This is a genomic window from Acinetobacter sp. KB005, from assembly GCF_049949095.1.
In the GTDB taxonomy this organism is placed as follows: Bacteria; Pseudomonadota; Gammaproteobacteria; order Pseudomonadales; family Moraxellaceae; genus Acinetobacter; species Acinetobacter calcoaceticus.
This window is the reverse complement of sequence record NZ_CP188191.1, coordinates 3,291,195-3,314,291: the sequence shown is the minus strand read 5'-3', so window position 1 is coordinate 3,314,291 and position 23,097 is coordinate 3,291,195. Positions and strand designations below refer to the sequence as shown.

24 protein-coding genes and 1 pseudogene are annotated in these 23,097 nt (G+C 36.6%); 15 read left to right on the top strand and 10 right to left on the bottom strand.

What is annotated here, in order from left to right; genetic code table 11:
• Positions 1-118: 118 nt before the first annotated feature.
• Both ACPF64_RS15885 and ACPF64_RS15880 read left to right on the top strand, forming a co-directional pair.
• A complete protein-coding gene (locus ACPF64_RS15885) occupies positions 119-481 on the top strand; it encodes a hypothetical protein (protein ID WP_017392095.1) in 363 nt (120 codons plus the stop codon).
• Between the two features lie 251 nt (positions 482-732).
• The gene (locus tag ACPF64_RS15880; RefSeq protein ID WP_004643279.1) at positions 733-3,372 is read left to right on the top strand and encodes a bifunctional aconitate hydratase 2/2-methylisocitrate dehydratase; all 2,640 of its coding nucleotides are present in this window, start codon (positions 733-735) and stop codon (positions 3,370-3,372) included.
• 160 nt (positions 3,373-3,532) lie between these two features.
• Here the strand turns inward: ACPF64_RS15880 and ACPF64_RS15875 are convergent, their stop codons facing one another.
• Complete coding sequence (locus ACPF64_RS15875) at positions 3,533-4,282, bottom strand: hypothetical protein (RefSeq protein ID WP_426454449.1); 750 nt, start codon at positions 4,280-4,282, stop codon at positions 3,533-3,535.
• A gap of 88 nt (positions 4,283-4,370) precedes the next feature.
• On the opposite strand from ACPF64_RS15875, the gene ACPF64_RS15870 reads away from it, so the two are divergent.
• A complete protein-coding gene (locus ACPF64_RS15870; protein WP_426454447.1) occupies positions 4,371-4,592 on the top strand; it encodes a hypothetical protein in 222 nt (73 codons plus the stop codon).
• Positions 4,593-4,701: 109 nt separating this feature from the next.
• On the opposite strand, the pseudogene ACPF64_RS15865 reads toward ACPF64_RS15870, so the two are convergent.
• A pseudogene (locus ACPF64_RS15865) lies at positions 4,702-6,159 on the bottom strand (DASS family sodium-coupled anion symporter).
• A 669-nt stretch (positions 6,160-6,828) separates the two neighbouring features.
• Here ACPF64_RS15865 and ACPF64_RS15860 point away from each other — a divergent pair.
• Both ACPF64_RS15860 and ACPF64_RS15855 read left to right on the top strand, forming a co-directional pair.
• Positions 6,829-7,263 (top strand): hypothetical protein, encoded by a 435-nt coding sequence (locus tag ACPF64_RS15860; RefSeq protein ID WP_426454445.1) that lies wholly within the window; start codon positions 6,829-6,831, stop codon positions 7,261-7,263.
• Positions 7,264-7,385: 122 nt separating this feature from the next.
• The gene (locus ACPF64_RS15855; RefSeq protein WP_005039691.1) at positions 7,386-8,369 is read left to right on the top strand and encodes an ion transporter; all 984 of its coding nucleotides are present in this window, start codon (positions 7,386-7,388) and stop codon (positions 8,367-8,369) included.
• A 26-nt stretch (positions 8,370-8,395) separates the two neighbouring features.
• Here the strand turns inward: ACPF64_RS15855 and ACPF64_RS15850 are convergent, their stop codons facing one another.
• A complete protein-coding gene (locus ACPF64_RS15850; protein WP_005039694.1) occupies positions 8,396-9,595 on the bottom strand; it encodes an MFS transporter in 1,200 nt (399 codons plus the stop codon).
• Between the two features lie 289 nt (positions 9,596-9,884).
• Here ACPF64_RS15850 and ACPF64_RS15845 point away from each other — a divergent pair, with 289 nt between their 5' ends.
• Positions 9,885-10,682 carry a DUF4198 domain-containing protein gene (locus ACPF64_RS15845; protein WP_426454442.1) on the top strand — a complete coding sequence of 266 codons (798 nt, stop codon included), beginning with the start codon at positions 9,885-9,887 and terminating at the stop codon, positions 10,680-10,682.
• Positions 10,683-10,977: 295 nt separating this feature from the next.
• Positions 10,978-11,898 (top strand): LysR family transcriptional regulator, encoded by a 921-nt coding sequence (locus tag ACPF64_RS15840; protein WP_003652415.1) that lies wholly within the window; start codon positions 10,978-10,980, stop codon positions 11,896-11,898.
• A 65-nt stretch (positions 11,899-11,963) separates the two neighbouring features.
• On the opposite strand, the gene ACPF64_RS15835 is transcribed toward ACPF64_RS15840, so the two are convergent.
• Entirely contained in the window at positions 11,964-12,416 is a 453-nt protein-coding gene (locus ACPF64_RS15835) for a DUF441 domain-containing protein (RefSeq protein WP_003652413.1), read from the bottom strand.
• 254 nt (positions 12,417-12,670) lie between these two features.
• Here ACPF64_RS15835 and ACPF64_RS15830 point away from each other — a divergent pair, with 254 nt between their 5' ends.
• Together ACPF64_RS15830 and ACPF64_RS15825 are read left to right on the top strand one after the other, a co-directional pair.
• Positions 12,671-12,889 carry a hypothetical protein gene (locus tag ACPF64_RS15830; RefSeq protein ID WP_004643270.1) on the top strand — a complete coding sequence of 73 codons (219 nt, stop codon included), beginning with the start codon at positions 12,671-12,673 and terminating at the stop codon, positions 12,887-12,889.
• Between the two features lie 89 nt (positions 12,890-12,978).
• On the top strand, positions 12,979-13,683 hold the full coding sequence (locus tag ACPF64_RS15825) for a pseudouridine synthase (RefSeq protein WP_311075433.1): 705 nt from the start codon (positions 12,979-12,981) through the stop codon (positions 13,681-13,683).
• Here the strand turns inward: ACPF64_RS15825 and ACPF64_RS15820 are convergent.
• The 3 genes from ACPF64_RS15820 to ACPF64_RS15810 form a co-directional block, all read right to left on the bottom strand.
• Positions 13,676-14,119: a GNAT family N-acetyltransferase gene (locus ACPF64_RS15820; protein ID WP_004643268.1), complete on the bottom strand. Its 444-nt coding sequence runs from the start codon at positions 14,117-14,119 to the stop codon at positions 13,676-13,678. The two genes, ACPF64_RS15825 and ACPF64_RS15820, sit on opposite strands and share 8 nt — an antisense overlap.
• Positions 14,120-14,217: 98 nt before the next feature.
• A complete protein-coding gene (locus tag ACPF64_RS15815; protein WP_004643266.1) occupies positions 14,218-14,526 on the bottom strand; it encodes a type II toxin-antitoxin system RelB/DinJ family antitoxin in 309 nt (102 codons plus the stop codon).
• Between the two features lie 111 nt (positions 14,527-14,637).
• Positions 14,638-15,546 (bottom strand): pseudouridine synthase, encoded by a 909-nt coding sequence (locus ACPF64_RS15810; protein WP_426454438.1) that lies wholly within the window; start codon positions 15,544-15,546, stop codon positions 14,638-14,640.
• Positions 15,547-15,666: 120 nt separating this feature from the next.
• Between ACPF64_RS15810 and tsaE the strand changes: the two genes are divergently transcribed.
• From tsaE to ACPF64_RS15785, 5 genes are all read left to right on the top strand, one after another.
• The gene (gene tsaE, locus ACPF64_RS15805) at positions 15,667-16,140 is read left to right on the top strand and encodes a tRNA (adenosine(37)-N6)-threonylcarbamoyltransferase complex ATPase subunit type 1 TsaE (protein WP_035360207.1); all 474 of its coding nucleotides are present in this window, start codon (positions 15,667-15,669) and stop codon (positions 16,138-16,140) included.
• On the top strand, positions 16,133-18,082 hold the full coding sequence (mutL, locus tag ACPF64_RS15800) for a DNA mismatch repair endonuclease MutL (protein WP_426454435.1): 1,950 nt from the start codon (positions 16,133-16,135) through the stop codon (positions 18,080-18,082). The genes tsaE and mutL overlap by 8 nt, the downstream gene beginning before the upstream one ends.
• A 6-nt stretch (positions 18,083-18,088) precedes the next feature.
• Complete coding sequence (gene miaA, locus ACPF64_RS15795) at positions 18,089-19,033, top strand: tRNA (adenosine(37)-N6)-dimethylallyltransferase MiaA (RefSeq protein WP_004643262.1); 945 nt, start codon at positions 18,089-18,091, stop codon at positions 19,031-19,033.
• 94 nt (positions 19,034-19,127) lie between these two features.
• Positions 19,128-19,652 carry an RNA chaperone Hfq gene (hfq, locus tag ACPF64_RS15790; protein ID WP_209831057.1) on the top strand — a complete coding sequence of 175 codons (525 nt, stop codon included), beginning with the start codon at positions 19,128-19,130 and terminating at the stop codon, positions 19,650-19,652.
• Between the two features lie 141 nt (positions 19,653-19,793).
• Complete coding sequence (locus ACPF64_RS15785) at positions 19,794-20,654, top strand: EamA family transporter (RefSeq protein WP_426454432.1); 861 nt, start codon at positions 19,794-19,796, stop codon at positions 20,652-20,654.
• A gap of 35 nt (positions 20,655-20,689) precedes the next feature.
• On the opposite strand, the gene nfsB is transcribed toward ACPF64_RS15785, so the two are convergent.
• A complete protein-coding gene (gene nfsB, locus ACPF64_RS15780) occupies positions 20,690-21,343 on the bottom strand; it encodes an oxygen-insensitive NAD(P)H nitroreductase (protein ID WP_045430645.1) in 654 nt (217 codons plus the stop codon).
• Between the two features lie 139 nt (positions 21,344-21,482).
• On the opposite strand from nfsB, the gene ACPF64_RS15775 reads away from it, so the two are divergent.
• The gene (locus ACPF64_RS15775) at positions 21,483-21,713 is read left to right on the top strand and encodes a hypothetical protein (RefSeq protein WP_004643258.1); all 231 of its coding nucleotides are present in this window, start codon (positions 21,483-21,485) and stop codon (positions 21,711-21,713) included.
• A gap of 7 nt (positions 21,714-21,720) precedes the next feature.
• Here the strand turns inward: ACPF64_RS15775 and ACPF64_RS15770 are convergent, their stop codons facing one another.
• Together ACPF64_RS15770 and ACPF64_RS15765 are read right to left on the bottom strand one after the other, a co-directional pair.
• Positions 21,721-22,440, bottom strand: coding sequence for a UDP-2,3-diacylglucosamine diphosphatase (locus ACPF64_RS15770; RefSeq protein WP_426454429.1), 720 nt, complete (start codon positions 22,438-22,440; stop codon positions 21,721-21,723).
• 15 nt (positions 22,441-22,455) lie between these two features.
• Entirely contained in the window at positions 22,456-22,965 is a 510-nt protein-coding gene (locus ACPF64_RS15765) for a peptidylprolyl isomerase (protein ID WP_003652397.1), read from the bottom strand.
• Positions 22,966-23,097: the final 132 nt, after the last annotated feature.

Sequence of the window (23,097 nt, the reverse complement as noted above, 5' to 3'; positions counted from 1 at the left end):
TGGCATTTCTAATGCTTGTATAAAAAGACCGAGGTTTTTATCTCGGTTTTTTTATGGCAATTTTTGCAAAAATGATGATTTTCCGTATGATATCAACAGCAATAATTAGTGTAGTGAAATGATGAAAAAGATTTTATTGATTGCAGTGAGCTTGTTGTTTGTTGGTTGTTCAGAAAAGAAGCCTTTAACACCCGAAGAGCAGTGGCATGGCTTTTGTACTAGCGTAGGAAATGCAGCGAGAAGTATTGTTTTTGATCGTCAGCAAGCAATTGAAAAAGCTCAAGCAGTTGAGCATGCAAATAAGATTGAAGATGACATTACGAAAAAATTTATTCTTAATGTTATTGAAAAAGTTTATGCAATTCCAAAAGAAGAACTGACTAAAGATTCTCAAGCACTCCAAGAAAAAGTTAGAAAGCAAGCAATGGATGAATGTTTGGCAACGCCTCATGACAAAATGCCAAAATATAAATCGTTCTAATTGTGTAAGGTTATTGAATTTCCTCTCATGTAAGGCATTTTTGCTTAAAAATAGCCCAGATTTGGCTAATATGCTTATTATTTATACATGGGTATTTAGATACAAAATAATGGGCATCACGGAGAAACACCCCGTTTTCATTAACTTTTACCTTGAACTCTAGTAAACTTTTGTAGTCCATATTACTTGTGAAGCTTTTTAAGAAAGCTGGAATTTGCAAGTAATTTTTCAAAAAAAGAGGAATGAACACCGTGCTAGAAGCTTACCGCCAACACGTTGAAGAACGTGCCGCACTCGGAGTCCCACCGAAGCCACTTGATGATGCTCAAACAGCTCAGCTTGTTGAACTATTAAAAAATCCACCAGCAGGCGAAGAAGCGTTCTTGGTTGATTTGCTTGAAAACCGTGTTCCTGCAGGTGTTGACCAAGCAGCTTACGTAAAGGCAGCGTTCTTGGCAGCAATTGCAAAAGGCGAAGCAACTTCACCACTCGTTTCTAAAGAACGTGCTGTTTACTTACTTGGCACGATGCTTGGTGGTTATAACGTAGCACCACTTGTTGAGCTTCTTGACAATGCTGAACTTGCAAGCCTAGCTGCTGAAGCGTTGAAGAAAACACTTCTTGTATTTGATGCATTCCATGACGTAGCAGATAAAGCAAAAGCGGGTAATGCCAATGCTAAAGCTGTTTTACAATCTTGGGCAGACGCAGAATGGTTCACAAGCCGTCCTGACGTTCCAGAAGAAATTAAAATCACTGTGTTCAAAGTAACTGGTGAGACAAATACTGATGACTTGTCTCCAGCACAAGATGCTTGGAGCCGTCCAGATATCCCATTACACGCAAATGCAATGTTGAAAAACGAGCGTGATGGTATCAATCCTGAAAAACCAGGTGAAGTTGGTCCATTAAACCAAATCAAAGAACTCATCGCGAAAGGCAACCAAGTTGCTTATGTTGGTGACGTTGTTGGTACGGGTTCTTCACGTAAATCTGCAACTAACTCTGTACTTTGGTTCTTCGGTGACGAACTTCCACACATTCCAAACAAAAAAGATGGTGGTGTGTGCTTAGGTTCTAAAATCGCTCCAATCTTCTTTAATACAATGGAAGATGCAGGTGCATTACCTGTAGAAATCGACGTTGCTAACATGAACATGGGCGACGAAGTTGTATTGAAAATTGACCACGCTGCTGCAAAAGTTACTGCTTTTAAAGATGGCGTACAAATTTCAGAAGCAGAACTTAAAACTCCAGTACTTTTAGACGAAGTACGTGCTGGTGGTCGTATTAACTTGATCATTGGTCGTGGTTTGACAACTAAAGCACGTGAAGAATTAGGTCTTGCACCTTCTACATTGTTCCGTACACCTGTACAACCTGCTGACACTGGCAAAGGCTTCACGCAAGCTCAGAAGATGGTTGGCCGTGCATGTGGTTTAGCTGAAGGTCAAGGTATCCGTCCGGGTACTTACTGTGAACCTAAGATGACGACTGTTGGTTCTCAAGATACAACTGGTCCAATGACTCGTGACGAGTTAAAAGACTTAGCATGCTTGGGCTTCTCAGCTGACTTAGTGATGCAGTCTTTCTGTCACACTGCTGCGTATCCAAAACCAGTTGACGTAACAACTCACCATACATTACCTGACTTCATCATGAACCGTGGTGGTGTATCTTTACGTCCAGGTGACGGTATTATCCACTCTTGGTTAAACCGTATGTTACTTCCAGATACAGTAGGTACTGGTGGTGACTCACATACTCGTTTCCCAATCGGTATTTCTTTCCCTGCGGGTTCTGGTCTTGTTGCGTTCGCAGCTGCAACTGGTGTTATGCCACTTGATATGCCAGAGTCTGTACTTGTTAAGTTCAAAGGTAAAATGCAACCTGGTATCACTTTACGTGACCTTGTACATGCGATTCCTTACTACGCGATTCAAGCGGGTGACTTAACTGTAGAGAAGAAAGGCAAGAAAAACATCTTCTCTGGTCGTATCCTTGAGATCGATTTATCAGAAATGGAAAATGACTTGACTGTTGAACAAGCATTCGAACTTTCTGATGCATCTGCTGAGCGTTCAGCTGCTGGTTGTTCAATCACACTTTCTGAAGAGAAAGTTGCTGAATACTTACGTTCTAACATCACCATGTTGAAGTGGATGATCGCAGAAGGTTATGGCGATGCTCGTACAATGGCGCGTCGTGCTGAAAACATGCAGAAGTGGTTAGACAACCCAAGCCTGTTAAAAGCTGATGCTGATGCAGAATACTTAAAAGTTTACGAAATCGATCTTGCTGACATCAAAGAACCTATTCTTTGCTGCCCGAACGATCCAGATGACGCGAAACTTCTTTCTGACGTTCAAGGCGACAAAATTGATGAAGTATTCATCGGTTCTTGTATGACTAACATTGGTCACTTCCGTGCAGCTGGTCAGTTACTTGACAAAGTACCTAGTGGCTCATTGTCTACTCGTTTATGGTTGGCTCCACCAACACGTATGGACGAGCACCAATTAATGGAAGAAGGCTTATACAACATCTATGGCCGTGCTGGTGCGCGTACAGAGATGCCAGGTTGTTCACTTTGTATGGGTAACCAAGCACGTGTAGCACCGAACACAACATGTGTATCGACTTCTACTCGTAACTTCCCGAACCGTTTAGGTCAAGGTGCAAATGTTTACTTAGCATCTGCTGAGCTTGCATCTGTAGCTGCGGTTCTAGGTAAATTACCAAGCCCAGAAGAATATCAACAGTACGCGTCGCAAATCGACAGCGCTTCTGCTGAGATCTACAAATACTTAAACTTCGACAAGATGAGCGAATATACTAAAGAAGCTGATCAAGTTGATACTAAGAAAATCTCTGCTGCTCAATTGACTTAATGAGCTAAGGATCAAGAAAAGCCGAAAGGCTTTTCCCTAGCGCAAGAGCAAATCTATGATTTGCTTGAGCAAAAAGATAAAATAAGGGCTGATTAATCAGCCCTTATTTTTATTAACTAAAAATATTTAATGAAGCCAATGCTAAGGCAATTAAAAATACTTAATAGAAAATAAACTCTTCTAATTCTCCAATGAATATAACCTTTCGGTTAGCAATCCACTCAGCTCCACTTCGTTCATTAACATCAATGAGATAAAAATAATTGATAAAAAACCAACCGATGTGTTCGCTAAAACTAAAACCAAATTGATTCGGCTTATCTGATAAATTGTAATACGTCATTTCAGTTTTCCCGACTAATGAGTAAAAGCAATCTTTGCCTAATGTATTTATAACTTTTTTATTCAAACTCATTGTAATTTTTAGACCAGTTCTAAAGTGATTTAAATCGTTTTTAATTATCTCAACTATATCAAAAGGAACTTCAAAATTTGGATTAGCATATATTCGACAACCAAAAGATTTTAAAAAGTATTTGAATAAATGAGTTTGTTGGGATGAAAAATCATCTCCATATACGTCTTCGAAATCAATAAAACGTTTTTCTAAAATGATTTCACTATTATCAATTATGTATTGAGTGAATTTGTCATATGCACGGTCATATGGTTGACTTAGTGTATTATTACATTGTTTACATAAGTCTTTAGGATTTTTAATTACATCGGAGTTTGGACCCTGTAGTTTAGTTTGCTTACCATCCTTGAAATGTATTGGCTTTTTTTCTCCTAACTTATGGTAAGAACCCTTACCATACGCACGAACAATATCATTTTTTTTAAGGGCATGTTCTGCTGTGTCAGCGATATTGGTTTTACATATCCAACATAATCGAGAATTGTGCAGCATATATAACTATTAGCTTATATTAGTATGATGAAAAATAGGGTAAATAAGATTTATAATTTAATCAACTCGTTATATATCTTCGTATTCAATGGCTAAACAATCACGTTTCTTATGTATTGGTGGATTTCTTAATGGTTCTGCTGTTAAAGATCAAGGTGATAGTTTTATCTGTGTCGAAAATGACAAACACGTAACCTATCACAAAAAGGAAATCTTCCATCAAGACTCGTGGGATCAAAATTACTACGTCTGCGAAACTACAACAGACCAACAAGCACGAAATTGGGTTTATGATATCAAGCCCGATTAATGAACTTGATATAATTTTATTCGGTGAATAGGCTTATAATTTGGTATTTTTTAAATACATACATGAAAAAGCCCCTTTGGAAGGGACTCTTTTTAGAACTAAAACAATTCTACCAATAACCCAGCACTTTCCACCAAACTCCGCCAATCACTACAAAGATAATGATATTAACAACGCTCATGACAAAGCCAGCTTTCCACCATTCACCCAGTGTGGTGTAGGCCGAACCGAACACTACTGGGGAAGTGCCAGTAGCATAATGGGTTAAGGTCATCATAATGCTTGAAGCCGCTGCCATTATTAAGGCAAACAACATTGGCGGTGCACCGATTGCAAGTCCAGCAGTATAGAAGGCTGCGAACATCGCGGTAATATGTGCCGTAGTGCTAGCAAACATATAATGTGCATACAGATAGGCAAGCATTAACAATAAACAAGCAGGCATCCAGCTTAGACCTAAATGACCAATACTAGTTTCTAAAACACCCGAGAACCACGTGATTAAACCCAATTTATTTAAATAAGTCGCCATCATGACTAATGCTGCGAACCAAGTAATAGTATCCCATGCATTCTTTTGCGTCAGAATATCATCCCAAGTTAAAACACCTGTAAGTAGCAATAATCCTAAACCAATAAAGGCAGTCGTAGTTGGGTCAACAGCCCAAGCAGAGCCAAAAATCATGGCAGGAATACCCGCCCATAGCATCAATAAAATACCGAATACACCAAGCATAATGATTTCATTTTTACTGACAGGTCCCATTTCTTTTAATTTAGTTTTAGCAAACTGAGCTGCATTAGGTGTTTCTTTGACTTCTGGTGGATACATCAAATACATAATCAAAGGCATGATGATTAAAGCAATTAATCCTGGTAGTAACATCGCCAGTGCCTAAGTGCTCCAACTTAAAGAAATTTCACTATTAGTAGCCTTTGCCACTAAATCAACTACTAATGGATTGGGGGCAGTTGCTGTAATGAACATTGCAGAGGTAATCGGGTTGGCTTGGTAGTTAACCAATGATAAGTATTTTCCCATCCGACCTTCAGTGCCTTTAGCAGGATCGGAGTCATAACTAGTAGAAATTGCCAGTACAATCGGGTGAATAATTCCACCACCACGTGCCGTATTGCTGGGTGTTACAGGGGCGAGAATGAGTTCTGAAAGTACCATGCTATAGCCAATACCAATGGTTTTTTTGCCCCAAACTGCGATAAATAAATAGCCTAACCGTGCACCCAATCCAGTTTTTTGCAAACCTTTAGAGATCATGATGGAAATACCAATCAACCAGATTAGGGGATTTGCAAAGCTACTAAGGGCATCTTGAATGGCTCCACTTGGGCTGTCATTGGTAACACCTGTCACAGCGACTAAGGTGATAGCAATAATCGCAATGGCACCAATTGGCATCGCTTTACCGATGATTGCGGCAATCACACCTACAAACATCGCCAATAAATGCCATGCATCAGGGTCGACTCCAGTAGGTACAGGAATCACAAACCAGATTAACAATGTAATAAATAAAGAAATAAGTGTAGGGAGGGCTTTAAATCCCATGTAATTTCCCCTTGTTTTCATATGTTTAAAAAAAATAAAGTTCTTTATGAGTGAATCGCTAAAGAAAATAAGTATTAAAGTTCTATTATCGATTAAATGATACAAAAATTCAAAAAACTTAAAAATAACGAGTGGGAAGTACTAATTTTCATCTTAATAAAAGGGATAAAATTTTGTGTTAAGAATTTCTTTGTTTTATTTGGCATTATTAAGTTTTTCTGAAATTTTGACTCTGAAATTGATTCAAAAATTATAAATTCTCTGTATGGATATCAGCCTAATAAATAGTACCTAGTATTGTTAGTTTTAGAAAAAGCTATAAAGATATCTAATTAAATTAATATATTCTAATACTAATTTTTAGAAAATTTTAAAGATTAAAAATAATATATATATATAGATTAAGATATAAAGAGTGAAAAAACTATTTAATAAAATAACTTATATATAATTTTGGGTAAAAAATAGACTTTTGAAATTATTATTTTCACTAAAAGTGTGAATTGTTTCATCTATTTATTTAAAAACACTAAATGTGACATTTTTTAATCTGATATATATAAAATTAAATATAGTACTAGAAATTAACTGGTTTTTTGTTTTAAAATAATTAAACGAACTTAAAAATAATTAAAAAAAATATGGGTATTTTATATAGGGAATTTAAGAATGCTAAAGACAATTGTTGAATTTAAATTTGATGATTATCAACGATATGATCAAAAAACATACTCCGATGAAGGAGGTATTTTAGTTCAAAAAACTGAAGATATTGCACAATATATTTTTAGTATTTTGAAAAATAGATATCATTTAAATATAGAGCTATATAGTGAAAACTGGGGATGGCAAATTGAAATTCCTTTGCCTGAAATAACCATGTATCTTGGAATCAGTGTCTATGAAGAATATAGCAATGGATTCGCAATTTTTATTTCTCCAAATACACCTATTTTAAGAAAGTTTTTATTTAGAAAGCTTGATATTACTCACCACATTATGTTGCTGCAAAACTATATTAATCTTATTTTGAAATCACACCCAGGCATCTATGATGTGCAGTGGTGGGAAGAAAATGAATTCCGATGTGAAGTGATGACTTGACCTGAGAAAAAAGTAGAAAATTTTAAATGCTCAAGTGAGTGAAGCAAAATTTATTAAAGACTATATTGGTGAATAGAGGGCGAGAGCTTACTATATCTTTAATATCAAGTGGTCAGATCAATATGCAAAATTCAGCTTGGAAGGGATTGCGTAAGTTTTTCTATAATAATCTTCATAATCATGACTATGAAACTACGGTAAGTAGATGTATTAATTATTTTTTAGTTGTTTTAATTGTTGGCAACGTCGCTGCCGTTTTGTTAGAAACAGTAAATGATTTGTACACAAGCTATCATGTTTGGTTCGACTATTTTGAAGTTATTTCAATTGCAATTTTTAGTATTGAATATCTATTAAGACTATGGAGTGTTGCAGATCGAGATACGACACAATCTGCATGGAAAATCCGCTTGAACTGGATGAAAAGTGGGGAAGCAATTATTGATTTGATGGCAATCTTACCTGCTTATCTCAATTTCTTCGTACGAATCGATCTTCGTATGCTCAGAATATTACGTTTACTTCGTTTATTAAAATTGACGCGGTATTTTATCTCACTACAGATATTGTTATGTGTGATTAAGCGTGAGAAGGGCTCTTTTCAGGCAGTTATCTTTATTTTAATCATTATGATTATTATGACTGCTTCTGGTATTTATGTGGTTGAAAATAAAGCTCAGCCAGAAGCTTTTAGTTCAATACCTAAATCTATGTGGTGGGCGGTGGTTACTTTAACTACAGTAGGTTATGGCGATGTTACCCCAGTGACCAGTTTAGGAAAGTTATTAGGTGCACTCATTACCATTTTAGGTGTTGGTATTGCAGCTTTACCAGCTGGTATTTTAGCATCTGGGCTTGCAAATGAACTCAATCAACGGAATCAAAGGCTAGAGCAAGAGTTTCGTGAGTTACTTCAAGTACGAGGGATTGATATTTTACATGACGAAGCTGAAATAGAACGAATCCGTCAAAAAGTCGGGTTGCCAAAAGAACAAGCGCATAACCTGATTATTCAAATTATGCGTGAAAAAGTATTAGAGGAAGAAGAGTCGGTTAGAGAAACAAAATGTTATTGTCCTCACTGTGGCGGTAAGCTAACTGATTAGAAAAAATTAGTTAGCTTCTTCTTTGATTAAATTTTCTTACTTGTTTTTTCTACTGCAAAGGCAATAAGTAAAATGATAAGACCACCGAGGCTTAAGACAAAACCGACCCAGATTGGCGCGATCCAGCCCATTTGGTGACTGAGTACCCATCCACCTAGAAATGCACCTAATGCGTTGGCCATATTAAAGGCAGAGTGGTTGAGTGATGCTGCTAATGTTTGAGCATCGCCAGCGACATCCATTAGACGAGTCTGTAATGCTCCACCTAATCCCATTACGGTAAGACCGATCAAAAATAATGAGGCAATAGCAGTATAAATATTACTCATTAAGAAACTAGCCACAACAAAAGCGATAGCTGAGCTAATGAGTACGCCTACAATCGTTTTATTCAGATTTTTATCTGCAAGCCATCCTGCGGCTAAGCCACCAATAACCATACCAATACCCCAAATAGCCAAAGCGATAGGGACGATTTGGATATTCACTTGCGTATATTCAGTCAAAATAGGTGAGACATAGCTGTAAACAGAAAACATGCCTCCAAAACCGATTGCACCTACCGCTAGTGTTAACCACATGTTGATATTTTTAAGGCCAGCTAATTCTGTTTTTATGCTTGCTTTTGCTTGGACTGGAATATTGGGTACAAAGAAGCCAACAGCAATTAAGGTGAAGAAAGCGATAGTCGCTGAAAATTCAAAGCCTGCTCTCCAACCAAAATTTTGACCTAACCAAGTTGCCAAAGGTACACCAATCACAGTTGCCACTGTAAGCCCCATCATCATTTGGGCAACAGCAGATGCTCTTCGTGAAGGACCTGCTAGTTCAGCTGCAACTAATGCACCAACACCAAAATATGCTCCGTGCGGTAAACCTGCAATAAAACGTGAAACTAAAACAGTTTCAGGTGTATGGGCTAAAGCAGTACAGGCATTTGCGATACCGTAAAAAAGCATTAAGCCAAGTAATAACGTTTTTCTAGGAACTTTGGCACCAAGAATAGCAATAATGGGAGCACCAATAACCACACCTAATGCATAAGCACTAATAAAGTGTCCAGCTTCTGGTACTGTAATTTTTAAGTTATTGGCAATTTCCTGAATCAGTCCCATTGCGACGAATTCGGTGGTTCCAATACAAAAACCACCTACAGCGAGTGAGAAAATTGCTAAAAAGAGTGAATAGTGTTGATGTGTAGATAGAGGAGATTGCGGGGACGCCATAATAGGTTAAGAAAAGACTCAAAAAGAGAAGTATAAGGGAAAAGAGTACAGAATAATAAAAAACTAAAATTAAGACTGCCGAGGCTAAATGCAAAATCAACCAGATTGGAACGATTCAATCCATTTGGTGACTCTAAGAACTCAACCAGTTTCTTTTTGAATAAAAAATTAGAGAATTTTAAATTTGAATATTAAATGATAATAATAATGATTTTTATTTATGTATACTGTAGCTGCGTATCTTTTGTCTGATTTTTTTTAACTTTGTGTACAACAGGATTTTGTAAGAATGAATAAATTTTTAATTGTGCCTCTTGCATTTATATGTACCACAGGCTTTGCTCATGAACCCTATGTAGCGCCTTTAGCTTATAAAACAGAACAAACTCAAGTACCCGTAATTGCAGGTTATGCCGAAGAAGCATTAAATAGTGAGTATGCTTTAAAGGATGCCAAACTTACCGTAATTACTCCTAAAAATGAGCTTAAGACGATTACGACGGAAGCTTTGCATAAATCGGCCACGGTTTTTGATGTAGATTTGCCAGCAGAGGGAACTTATATCATTCAGACACAAGCAAGTTATCCTTTAAAATATGTATATGACCAAAAAGCATGGCATTTATTTTTTGATATGCCAGCTGATAAGGCTCCACCGAAAGCAGAACGTGAATATTTAATTCCAGCTGACATTAAAGCGAAAAATATTAAAACAGAAGAAGTAACACGAGAGTGGGTATTACAAAGTTATCTTTCTAAAGGAAAAGTTTCAGATATTCAACTTCCAAACACACCGATTAAAGTTAACTTCTCTGTACATCCCAACGCAATTAAAGTTGCTCAACCTATTAAATTAACCATAAGTGAGAAAGGAACGAGTCTCGCGAATGCTGAAATTAATTTAAGAGAAAAAGGCGCGACTGATAAACAAGTGCAGCAGTTTAAAGCAGATAGCAACGGTCAGGTTGAGCTTAAATTTCCAAAGGCTGGAGAGTATTTAGTAGAAGTAACAGCTCCACTAAATTTAAAGGTAAAACCTAAAAATCAAAGTTATACGATTATTAGCTTAAATGTGTGGGCGCAGTAATTATTAATTTTCATAAGAAATAGACCTAGATTGGGTCTATTTTTTGTTTTTATAAAATTCTTTTCGATTGCAATGAAGCAGTAATTGTAAGCTACACAGTTGTACCTTTAAATTAAAAAAATTCATCTGATAGGATAATTATGAAAAATAATTCATGTTGAGACAAATTAATTAATTCCATGGTAAAATGAATAATATTCATTAGTGAAGATTTATCTACAGTCATCCTATTTGTTGAAAGGCAAAGATGAGATTAAGACATTCATAGATAAATCTCTTTTTTAGGCTTGGGCCCATGTTAGAAATACGCCACCTTAAAACTTTAGTTGCCTTACGTGAACATGGTTCATTAGTTTCAGCAGCGAATGATCTTTGTTTAACACCCTCTGCTATTTCTCACCAACTAAAAGAATTAGATCATTGGTATGGGGTAGAGGTGGTGAATCGACGTAGTCGGCCTGTTAGCTTTTCTAATGTTGGGCAACGCTTACTTAAGTTAGCTGATGATGTTTTACCGCAAATCCAGATTACACATAGTGATATTACTCGTATTGTACATGGACAGACCGGCAGAATTATCTTTTCATCTGAATGCCATAGCTGCTTTGACTGGTTAATGCCGTTATTGAATCAATATCGACATCAATACCCAGATGTTGATTTAGACTTTGCTTCTGGATTTGAAGCTAATCCACATGAGCTTTTACAAAATGCTGAATTTGATTTGCTTATTACAGCCGATCCAATTGCATTAAAAGGAATTGAGTATTTTCCTATTTTTGAATATGAATCGCGTTTGGTTCTATCCAACACGCATCCATTGGTTCGTGCTGAAAATATTACGGTTCAAGAGTTAGCAGAAGAAGTTTTAATTACTTATCCAGTTGATAAGCATCGTTTAGATATCATGTCGAAACTTTTCATTCCGGCAAATATTCAGCCTAAGCAGATTCGAACAACAGATTTAACCCAAATGCTCATTCAACTTGTTGCAAGTGGACGTGGCATTGCTGCTTTACCTGATTGGGTAGTAAATGAATATGAACAAAAGGGATGGGTCACGAGTCGCCGTTTAGATTGTGTTTCACCCACAGGCTTACGACGGACGTTATATGCGGGCTATCGAACTGAAGAAAAAGAAAAAAGTTATTTTGAAGGGTTCTTAAAGCAGTTAGAAAAGTTCTCTTTAAAACGAACTTCGTATTATTCTGGCTAGAGCAATTCATTTAGCCTAAGTATAAAAAAGGTGCCTAATGGCGCCTTTTTTAATATCGAAAAAATTTATTTACCGATAAATAGCGAGAGCAAGCCTGCTGCAATAAGAGGGCCGACAGGTACACCACGGAGCAAGGCGACGCCAGCAACTGTGCCAATTAATAGACCTGCAACAACATCAGGCTGACTCGACATAAGTTTTACACCGCGGCCACCTAACCATGCGACTAACAGACCGATTGCAATGGCAACCAGTGATTTAATACTAACAAAGGACTTTAAAATACTCTCTCCACTCAGTTTTCCACTGGCAATGGGTGTGAGTACCCCAATCGTTAAAATAAGAATTCCTAAATTAAGACCGTGAGCTTGAATAAAAGGGAAAAACTGATTTAAAGGCGTAATTTTAACGACAATTAACACACCTGCTGCAATGGTTACAGCTGCATTTTGACTTAGTAAACCACAGATAAGTAGAACTAGAAGGACAACTAAATTAACATCAAATTGGGCAAGCATGGGAGCGGGATAGGCAAGTAAATAAAATGGAATTGTATAATATTTAAGAGTAGGAATGTGAAAGCTTTAAACGATTCAACAGATCTTAGATTTTATCTTTAATAAAATTTCATTGTATATCGCTCATTGATAAAGAGTTTTAATTTTCGGTTACGCTTAGACACAATGTTATATAAATTAACAAGTTAAATCTTATAGTTTTTCGAAGTTATGTTATAAAAATAGTCATTACTCATGAACATAGGATAATGACTATGGAAATTGTAGATATCAAAATTAAAGATCAGTTTGATCAGATTCATGATGCTAAGGCTCAACTAAAGCAAAATTTAGTTGAACACGAAAATGAAACTTTAAAGCTAAGCCAACGTATTGAACATATTATTGTTGATAATGAAATTATTTTACCTACAACTGAATTGTTATTTGAAAGTGAACAGAACGAAAATATTTATCGAGTAATTGAAGAATAGAGCGCAGTTTAATGAACTAAATGCAAAGAGTAGTGAGTAGGGAGTTGAAACTGCGTTAAAATGAGTGTTTTGTTCTAAAGAGAAACTCTATGCTGCTGGAAAAAATTTTACAATCACAAGGGTTTGGTTCACGTAAATATTGTCAGCAGTTAATAAAAAATGGTTCTGTAAGTGTTAATGGAGAAATTGCCGATGATCTTAAAAAGCAATTTTCTCCTGAAAATTTAGAATTTTCGCTTTTTGGACAAACTTACCAGTATCGAGAACAAGTTTATATTGCATTAAAAAAACCAAAAGGTTTTGAATGTTCACATCAGCCTCAGCATCATCAAAGCGTTTTTAGTCTTTTACCTGAAATCATGATTCATCGAGGCGTCCAAGCAATTGGGCGTTTAGATCAAGACACAACAGGCTTACTTTTATTGACTGATGATGGTAAATATCTTCAAGCTTTAACTCATCCTCGTAAACATGTTCCAAAGGTTTATCATGTTACTACCATTGATCCAGTGACACCTGAGCAAATCGCAATGTTAAGCGAAGGTGTCAGCTTACATCAGGAAAAAGGCATTTTTGCTGCAACCGATGTAGCAATGTTGGAAACTCACAAATTAACGATGACCATTCATCAAGGTGTTTATCACCAAGTCAAAAGAATGATTGCTGCTGTAGGAAATAAAGTAGAAGCATTGCATCGCCATCAAGTAGGTCAATTGGTTTTACCTGAAATAGCAGATGGGGAATGGATTTATTTATCAGAGCAGCAAAAGCAGCTAGCACAAAATATTATTTAAGAAAGCAATGGAATGTCTGGAACTCACTATCCCGAATGAAGCCCATTTGTTCATATAGACGATGAGACTCATGGTTATTACTTTGAGTTTCTAGGCTAATGCGTAGGGCATTTTGTTGTTTTGCAAATAAAATGGCAGTATCGATTAACTGTTTGGCTGAGCCTTGGCGACGAAAAATTGGCGTAACATATACATCATCTAAAATATAATATGTTGAACAAGCAACTGAAGAAAAACCTAAATAGAGTAGAACGAATCCGGTGATTTTTTCATCTTTAATATGAATAAAAAAAACACTTTCTCTATTCTCAAAACGTTGTTTAAGAAAGTAAAGTGATTCATTAAAATTAGAAGAAGCCCCATAAAACTGGCGGTATTCATCAAACAAAACGGCGAGTTGGTCTAAATCTTCAAAAGTCGCTCGTCTAACGATCATTTGGTACTCCTTGTAACTTATCATTATATTTTTACAAAGAGAGCATAACGAAAAAAAGAGCTTTTTGACGTTAAAACTTGTTTATAAATGCAACAGTGTTAAGTTTTGTCGCTCTCACCAAGAAGTGCGTTTAGTTCTTCAAACAAATCTTCATGGTCATCATCTTCGCTTAAAGTCGATGGGTTTTGATTTAATGAAGATGCTTTTGCTTTTCGGAGTTTTAATAATTGTTCCATATTAATACTCTGATTTTCGATCGCAAACGGAATAGATTTAGTTAATACGACCTGTTTAAAAAAAAGTCGTACCGCTTGGGCAGGGGTAATTCCCAATTGTTTAAAAACAGCAAAAGCCTGCTTTTTCTCTTGGGAGTCCAGTCGAACCTGATAAACTTCTGTTTTTCGCATGAATAACAAAACCAAATGATTTTTAATTTTTAGGAATTTATTTTAAACCATCGCAATGTAATTTCAATGTTTTTCGGCATAAAAAACAATCTTTTTGTCATTACGCTTACATTACAACGTCAATTCAAACTGAGAATTGAAAAACATTTCCCCTTTCGTGAGTGGATCGACAAATGAAATGTGCTTAGCTAAAAGTTGTAATGGCTCTGAAAAATCATCATCTGCCTTATGTTGAACAGTCGGGTAAAATGGATCATTCTTAATCGGAATATCTAGATAATTAAGATGTACACGAAGCTGGTGCTGTTTACCTGTCGTCGGTGTTAAACGATATTTAGCCCAAATCAGGTTGTGTTCAATAAGCTCAATATAGGTCTGAGTGTTTTGTTTAGCATTTGCCACAACTTGCATGGTGTAAAAAGGAGTACCTTTATCTAGATGTAAATGTAATGTTTGAGGAAGTTTTAATTCTTTTTTATAAGGAGCGATAGCGTGGTAAGTTTTATTGACTTGACGCTCCGCAAATAACTGTTGGTAAATACCTCGCGATTCAACCCGTTTGCAAAATAGAACAACCCCAGCAGTTTCACGGTCTAATCGATGTATCGGTGTTAAAAATTCATTGCCTGTCTGTTTTTTAAGTCGAACTAATAATGTTTCTTGCACATATTGTCCGGTTGGGCTAATTGTTAAAAAATGAGGTTTATCGACTACCAATAAGTCATCATTTTCAAATAAAATCCGATGTTCGAAAGGAACATGTGGCTCATAGGCAAGAAATCGATAATAAAAAATATGGGTATTGCTTTGATAGGGACTATCTAATGTTAATTTTTGTCCATTTGCCCCATAAATAAGTCCATCTTGAAATCGTTGCTGCCACTCTTGCGTTTTAATATGTTGAAAATGTTGGCATAGATACTCATAAATAGTTTGAGTATTTGTTTGTGCAGGAAGATAAACTTGGCTTGCGCTTACACCATCAACCATAGGTGGCAAAAAATCGTTCGGACTAGACATAAAAAAGTATAAATATGTAAGAGAATTGATATAAAAAAAGCCAACTTCTAGGGCTTGAGTAGGCTTTTAAGGCAGGGCAATGTTATCATATCGATTATTTTGAATCATGTTATGTGTGCTATGTCGTATTCATTGAAATTGGTCTTAAATCATGAAGAAGATACTGGGCGTCTAGCTCAAGCGTTGGCGCAACATGTTCAGTCAGGTGTGATTTATTTAATTGGAGACTTAGGTGCGGGTAAAACCACACTTACGCGCTATTTCTTACAGGCTTTGGGTCATAAAGGCTCTGTTAAAAGTCCAACCTATACACTAGTTGAGCCGTATAAAATCAATGAGAAAGAAATTTTTCATTTTGACTTATATCGTTTGAATGACCCTTATGAACTTGAATTAATGGGAATCCGTGATTATTTAGATGTCGCAGATGCATTATTTTTATTTGAATGGCCATCAAAAGGTGGTGATGAAATTCCACAGGCAGATATCATCATCGATATTCAAAAGTCAGAGGATGAGCTGAGTCGTTTTGTAACTTTAACTCTACCCACAGAACCTTTGTATCAGACTTTGCAGGAACAGCTTCATGACTGATGAAAAGCTAACACAACGTCGTATTCATACTTTAGACGCAGCGTTAGCCAACCAGATTGCTGCTGGTGAGGTGATTGAACGTCCTTCATCTGTTGTTAAAGAATTATTAGAAAACTCCATCGATGCGGGTGCAACTGAACTCATTGTACGGATCGCTCAAGGTGGTTCGACCCTCATAGAAATTATTGATAATGGGCATGGCATTCATTCTGAAGATTTGGCATTAGCTGTCATGCGCCATGCGACAAGTAAAATTAAAACGGCAGAAGATTTACACGCTATTGTAAGTTTGGGATTTCGCGGGGAGGCACTTGCTTCGATTGCCGCAGTTTCAAGATTGACATTGACCAGTAGCCAAGATGAAAGTGGTATTGGCCATCAGGTTGAAGTCAATGGTACAGCCTTTGATCATCAAGAAGTACAAGCTGTTGCTGCTCAAAAGGGAACCCACATACGTGTTCAGGACTTATTTTTTAATGTTCCTGCACGCCGTAAATTTTTAAAGAAACCAACCACTGAATTTGGTCATATTGAAGAGATTGTTCGTCGTCTGGCTTTAACGCATTTTGATATACGTTTTGTGCTTGAGCATAATGATAATATTAGAATTAATTTACCTATAGCAGATAGCGGAGAACTCCGTTTTCAGCGAGTACAGCAATTATTAGGCTCGCAATTTGTACAAAATGCATATTGGATGGATGCCGAAAGTATTAGTATGCGTTTATCGGGGTGGCTTGGCCATCCTTCAGATGCTCGTGCGCAGGCTGATATGCAATATGTCTACGTAAATGGTCGTATTGTTAAAGATAAAACGATTTCACATGCACTACGTATGGCATATGACGGTATTTTACACGGCCACCAACATTCATCATATTTACTTTTTTTAGAAGTTGATCCTGAAAATATCGATGTGAATGTTCATCCTACAAAACATGAAATTCGCTTTTTAAATCAGAGAGAAGTGCATGAGTTTGTAAGACATTATGCAAAAGAAACTCTGTCACAATTTCAGACAGCGAGCGCTGATTTAGCTCAAGCGATGAAAGTGGATGAAACTTCAGATTATTCTGTACAGCCTCAACCTAAATATCAGGAACAATTTACGCTGCATCGGGCAAATGAAGCTTTAAATCCAGAAAATGAAGCGCGAGCTCAGAATGCACCGACAGAGCTATTAACTGATTTTAATGCTAGTCGTCCGCAAGCTATTCACTATGCAGATCAAACGCCAAAATATAATGGCTCTGCTCAATTAAATAATGCGTTAAAGACATACTTAGCGCCACTGCGTGATCAACCTGCTAATTTTTCAGTAAATGAAGATATTGAGCCAGTAACTAAAGTCGATGAATTTCCGTTAGGCATCGCAATTGCTCAACTTCATGGAATTTATGTTTTAGCGCAAAATACTGAAGGGCTGATTATTGTTGATATGCATGCAGCACATGAGCGTATTTTATTACAGCAAATGAAAAATGCTTGGGACAAACCAGAGTTTTGGACATCTCAACAGTTACTCATACCTAAAGTCATTTCTATTAGCCGTATGCAGGCAGTGAGGGTAGAAGAATTAAAACCTCAACTGGAGCGTTTAGGACTGGAAATTGATTTATATGGGGATGAGCAGATTATTGTTCGGGGAGTGCCAGCCATATTACAAAAAGCTGACTTTGAAAATCTTATTCCAGAGCTTTTAAATGATTTAGACCCAAATGATGAAGCACAAGGATTACTTCAAAAAAGAGATGAGCTATTAGCTGGAATGGCGTGTCATGGGGCAGTGCGTGCACATCGACAACTCAGTCTTTCTGAAATGAATGCTTTACTTCGTCAAATGGAACAAACTGAATTTGCGAGCCAATGTAACCATGGGCGGCCAACTTGGCGTGCATTCCCATTATCTCAATTAGATAAATTATTTGCTCGAGGAGAGTAGTTTTACATGTCAAATCAATTGCCCGTCATCAATTTAATGGGACCAACTGCAAGCGGTAAAACCGCTTTGGCATGTGAATTATACGAGCGTGGAAATTTTGAGCTGATTTCTGTTGATTCTGCTCTCGTTTATAAAGATATGGATATTGGTACTGCTAAGCCAACTCGTGAAGAACAAGCGCTATATCCTCATCATTTAATTGATCTGATTACTCCTCTTGAAGTTTATTCAGCTGCTCAATTTGTTGAAGATGCATCTAAGTTGATTGATGACATGCATTCACGTGGGAAAACTCCTATTTTAGTAGGAGGCACAATGTTGTACTTTAAGGCATTATTAGAAGGTCTATCGAGTAATTTGCCAAGCGCAGATGCCCAAGTTCGGGCAGCAATTGAAGAAAAAGGTTTAAATGAAGGGTGGCAGGCTGTTTATGACGAATTAGTTTCTGTAGATCCTGCCGCGGCTATAAAATTTAATGTGACTGATAAGCAAAGGATTATTCGAGCACTAGAAGTTTATAAGCTTACGGGTGAGCCAATTACTAAATTGCAGGCAGAACAACCAAAAAACGTACCATATCGATACATATTTCATAATTATGCTTTACTTCCAGATCGGGTAGAATTACATCAACGCATTGAGCAAAGATTGAGCAAAATGTGGGATATCGGTTTTTTGAGTGAAGTTGAAGCTCTAATTGAAAAATACGATTTAGATGAAAATTTACCCTCAATGCGTTCGGTGGGTTATCGACAAGCACTAGAATTTCTATTAAAAAGTGATATAAGTCTCAAAAGTAAACGTGAAATGGAGGATAAAGCTTTATTTGCAACACGACAACTTGCCAAACGTCAATATACGTGGTTACGTTCTTTGCAAGAAATACACGATTTTAAAACTTACTTGACGATAAAGCAGGCGAAAGAAGACTTGCGAAACTCTTATGGATAAAGCAAAATTTGCACACTGTCTTTTTATAATTTTTAGTTGAAAAATAAAGATAGTTTTTTTGCGCTGATTTAAAAATTTTTTTTTGGAGTTAAAAATGTCTAAAGGTCAAACTTTACAAGATCCGTTCTTAAATTCTCTCCGTAAAGAACGTATCCCTGTTTCTATTTTCCTTGTGAACGGTATTAAATTACAGGGTCATATTGAATCATTTGACCAATATGTTGTTTTATTAAAAAATACAGTAAGTCAAATGGTTTACAAACACGCGATTTCAACTGTTGTTCCAGCTCGTAACCCACGCCCAGCAGGCGCGCAAGGTACAGGCTTCCCAGCACAAGGTGGCACACAAGGCGGTTTTGGTGGTCAACCTACTGGTGGCTTCGGTGGCGGTCAAGGCGGTGGCTTTGGTGGTGCTCAAGGTGGCTTCGGTGGCGCTCAAGGCGGCTTCGGTGGTCAAGGCGGCTTCGGTGGTGGTCAAGGTGGCGGCTTCGGCGGTCAAGGTGGCTTCGGTGGTCAAGGCGGTGGTTTCGGTGGTCAAGGCGGCTTCGGTGGTCATCAAGGTGGTTTTGACAACGACACTAAATTTGAAGATGGTCAAGAAGACGAAAATAATCGTTAATTGATATCTAAAAAAGAAACCAGTCAGATAATGACTGGTTTTTTTATGTTTATTTAAAAGTTAATTCAAAATATTAAACTCATCAAAGGTCATAATTTGACCATGGTGACTCATATATTTAAATAAATAGAGTTTTAATCGATGATATTAATATTGGCTGCTGCTTTAAGTAGTGTTTTGGTGTCTATCCTATTAAAAAACTTAAAGAAAAAAGGGTATCAGCCGTTACAAATAATTGCATGGAACTATGCGAGCGCGAGTCTTCTTTGCTTTTGGTGGTTTCAGCCTGATATTCAACACATTTCAATATCAAAGACCCCTTGGTGGTTAATTATTGCATTGGGACTGATTTTGCCCAGTATTTTTCTGTGTTTAGCTAAGTCACTAGAATATGCAGGAATTGTTAAGACCGAAGTTGCACAGCGTCTTTCTGTCGTACTTTCTTTACTCGCAGCTTATTTCTTTTTTCATGAACAATTTAATGCATTAAAGCTATGGGGAATAGGTTTAGGAATTTTTGCTGTTTTACTTGTTCTTTTTGGACAAATGAGTAATTCTTCGAATCATCAATCTCGAAAAGCAATTTTTGCTCTATTAAGTGTTTGGTGTGGATATGCCGCAGTAGATATTCTCTTAAAATATACGAGTAGTTTAGGTCTTCAATTTACACTCACTTTGAATCTTATTTTTATTACAGCTTTTATATTATCAATTTCATATTTATTGGTGCAGAAAACCCAAAAATGGCAGTTTAAAAGTGCTATAGCTGGGTTGGTGCTGGGGGTACTTAATTTCTCAAATATTGCTTTATATGTGAAAGCTCATATTCTTTTAAAGGATTCACCTGCAATTGTTTTTGCAAGTATGAATATTCTTGTGGTGCTATTAGGCATTGTAAGTGGCGTTATTTTATATAAAGAAAAATTAAAATGGCCTACCACTTTAGGTATTTTATTTGGGATAAGTGGCGTGATTTGTTTAGCTAGGGCAATGGTTTTATAGTTCAAGAGACTTGAATCTCTTGAACTATTCTAATTTTATAAATAGGTAAAAATAACTTCATCTGGTAGGCGTGATTTTGGTAGTTTGGCATTAAAATCGTTTTCACTGCGATAACCTAGGGAAACAATGACTGAACTACGTAGGCCTTTTTCAGTTAAACCTAACTCATTATTTAAAATGTCTTCATCAAAGCCGCCCATTGGTGTTGCATCAATTCCTTCTAAACCCGCAGCAAAAAGCAGTTGCCCCAGAGCAATGAATGTTTGATTTTCCATCCATCCAAATAAATTTTTCTGCTCATTTCGATAGAACTCAACATAGCCATGGCGAGTATCTTTTTGGCCTAATTTAGCTTTTTCATCTTTAAAACGGCCACTTAAATCATCTTGTTCAAGTAATTGATTTAAGTATTCAGATGAAATGTCTGTTTTTGTGCAAAATACAAGTGTGTGTGATGACTCAAGCACTTTGGGACCATTGTAAGCATATTTACCTGTTAAGGCTTTCGCTATTCTTTCTTTAGCTGCAAGGTTATCTGCAACGAAAAAGTGCCAAGGCTGTATATTCACTGAAGAAGGTGAAAAACGTAAAATTTCTAATAATTTATTAATTTTTTCTTGGGGGATTTTCTTTTCAGAATCGTACGCTTTTGTTGTATAGCGGCTTTTAACAGAATTCAATAGGTCCATAGGTCTACTCCATATCAATCTTATGGCAATTGAGAGAATTTAATCTTTGCCATCATACGCTATTTTATTCAAAAACATTTCCTATGTAATTTGATAAAGAAATATAATGTTTATATAAAATTTTAGTAATCTATTGAAAATGATTGATTTAATGCCAACCGATGCAAAGAGTAAGTTGCGAGAAATTAGAATTGTTAAAGCCTTTATCATTCTTATATTTGTATTGAGTCTTCTTATTTTATACATTGAGTATCACGATCATGCACATATAAGCTGGAAATTTATATTTATTGCCAGCATGTGTGTGATTTACGATTCTGATTTAAATAAAAAAATTAAAGAATTGAAAGTTGAAATAAAAAGTGACTAATTACTAGCTAATAATTCCAGACAACCAATTCGAGCTGTCGCATATTTGAAGATGGATCAATTTCTAAAATATAAGCCTGATCTTCACGCCAATCGCCAAGAACAATTCGTTGTTTATCTTGCACTTGATGAATTGAAGGGCGGTGAGTATGCCCATGAATTAGTGTATCTACATCTGCTAAAGCAGACAGAACTGCTTGCTCATTCACATCCATGATTTCATAGCTTTTTTGCTGTTTGTCCGCGGAGCTTCTCTTGCGGAAGCCATTAACCAGCTTAGTGCGAAAACTGAGTGGAGTTCGACGTAAAAGAGCGACTAAGAGCGGATTTCGAATAATCTTTTTAAATCTTTGATAAGAAACGTCATCTGTACATAATGCATCGCCGTGTTCTAGACGATATTGATGTCCTGCAATATTGAGGGAATAAATGTCAGGGAGTAAAACGCCATTAAATTTATTGAGGAAAACTTGATTAAGAGCAAAATCCCGATTGCCTACTTGAAAGTAAACTCGATTACCCTTTTGAGTAAAAGCCTTTAAGGCATCGACAATTTCATCGAGCCATGGTGCTGAATAGTCATCTCCAATCCAGGCATTAAACCAATCGCCTAAAATGTAGAGCTGAGTATTTTTATCTTGGTAATGCACCAATAAGTCTAAAAACCCTCGAACGAGTCGAGGGTGTTCAGGTGACAAATGTAAATCTGAGATAAACAGATAAGTCACAGCTTTATCCTAAAATTATTCAGAAATAATTTTAGCAGATTCGATTACAACGTTTTCTAAAGGAACGTCAGCGTGATAACCACGGTTGCCAGTGCGAACACCTTTGATCGCTTCAACAATGTCTAGACCTTCAACAACTTTACCAAATACAGCATAACCCCAACCTTGAGCAGTTTTAGAGGTATGGTTCAAGAAAGAGTTATTTTTCACGTTGATAAAGAATTGAGCAGACGCTGAGTGAGGAGCTTGAGTACGTGCCATTGCAATCGTACCTTCGTCGTTGCTTAAACCGTTATCAGCTTCATTTTCAATTGAATCACGTGTTGCTTTTTCTTTGAAGTTTTCATCCATACCGCCACCTTGGATCATGAAACCATCAATGACGCGGTGGAAAATAACGCCGTCATAAAAACCGTCACGTACATATTCTAAAAAGTTTGCTACTGTTTTAGGTGCTTTTTCAGCATTCAGTTCAAGAACAATACGACCTTTATTGGTGTTTAATTCGACTTGAGGAAAACTCATTACATTAATCTCCTAAACATGGGCTTATGACCATGGGTTTTTGGTTGAGAGAAGCATAAGCAAACTGTAAACTACAAGGCAAGTAAAAAACGTTAAAATCTTTGTTAAAAATGAAGATAGCGTTTAAATTTT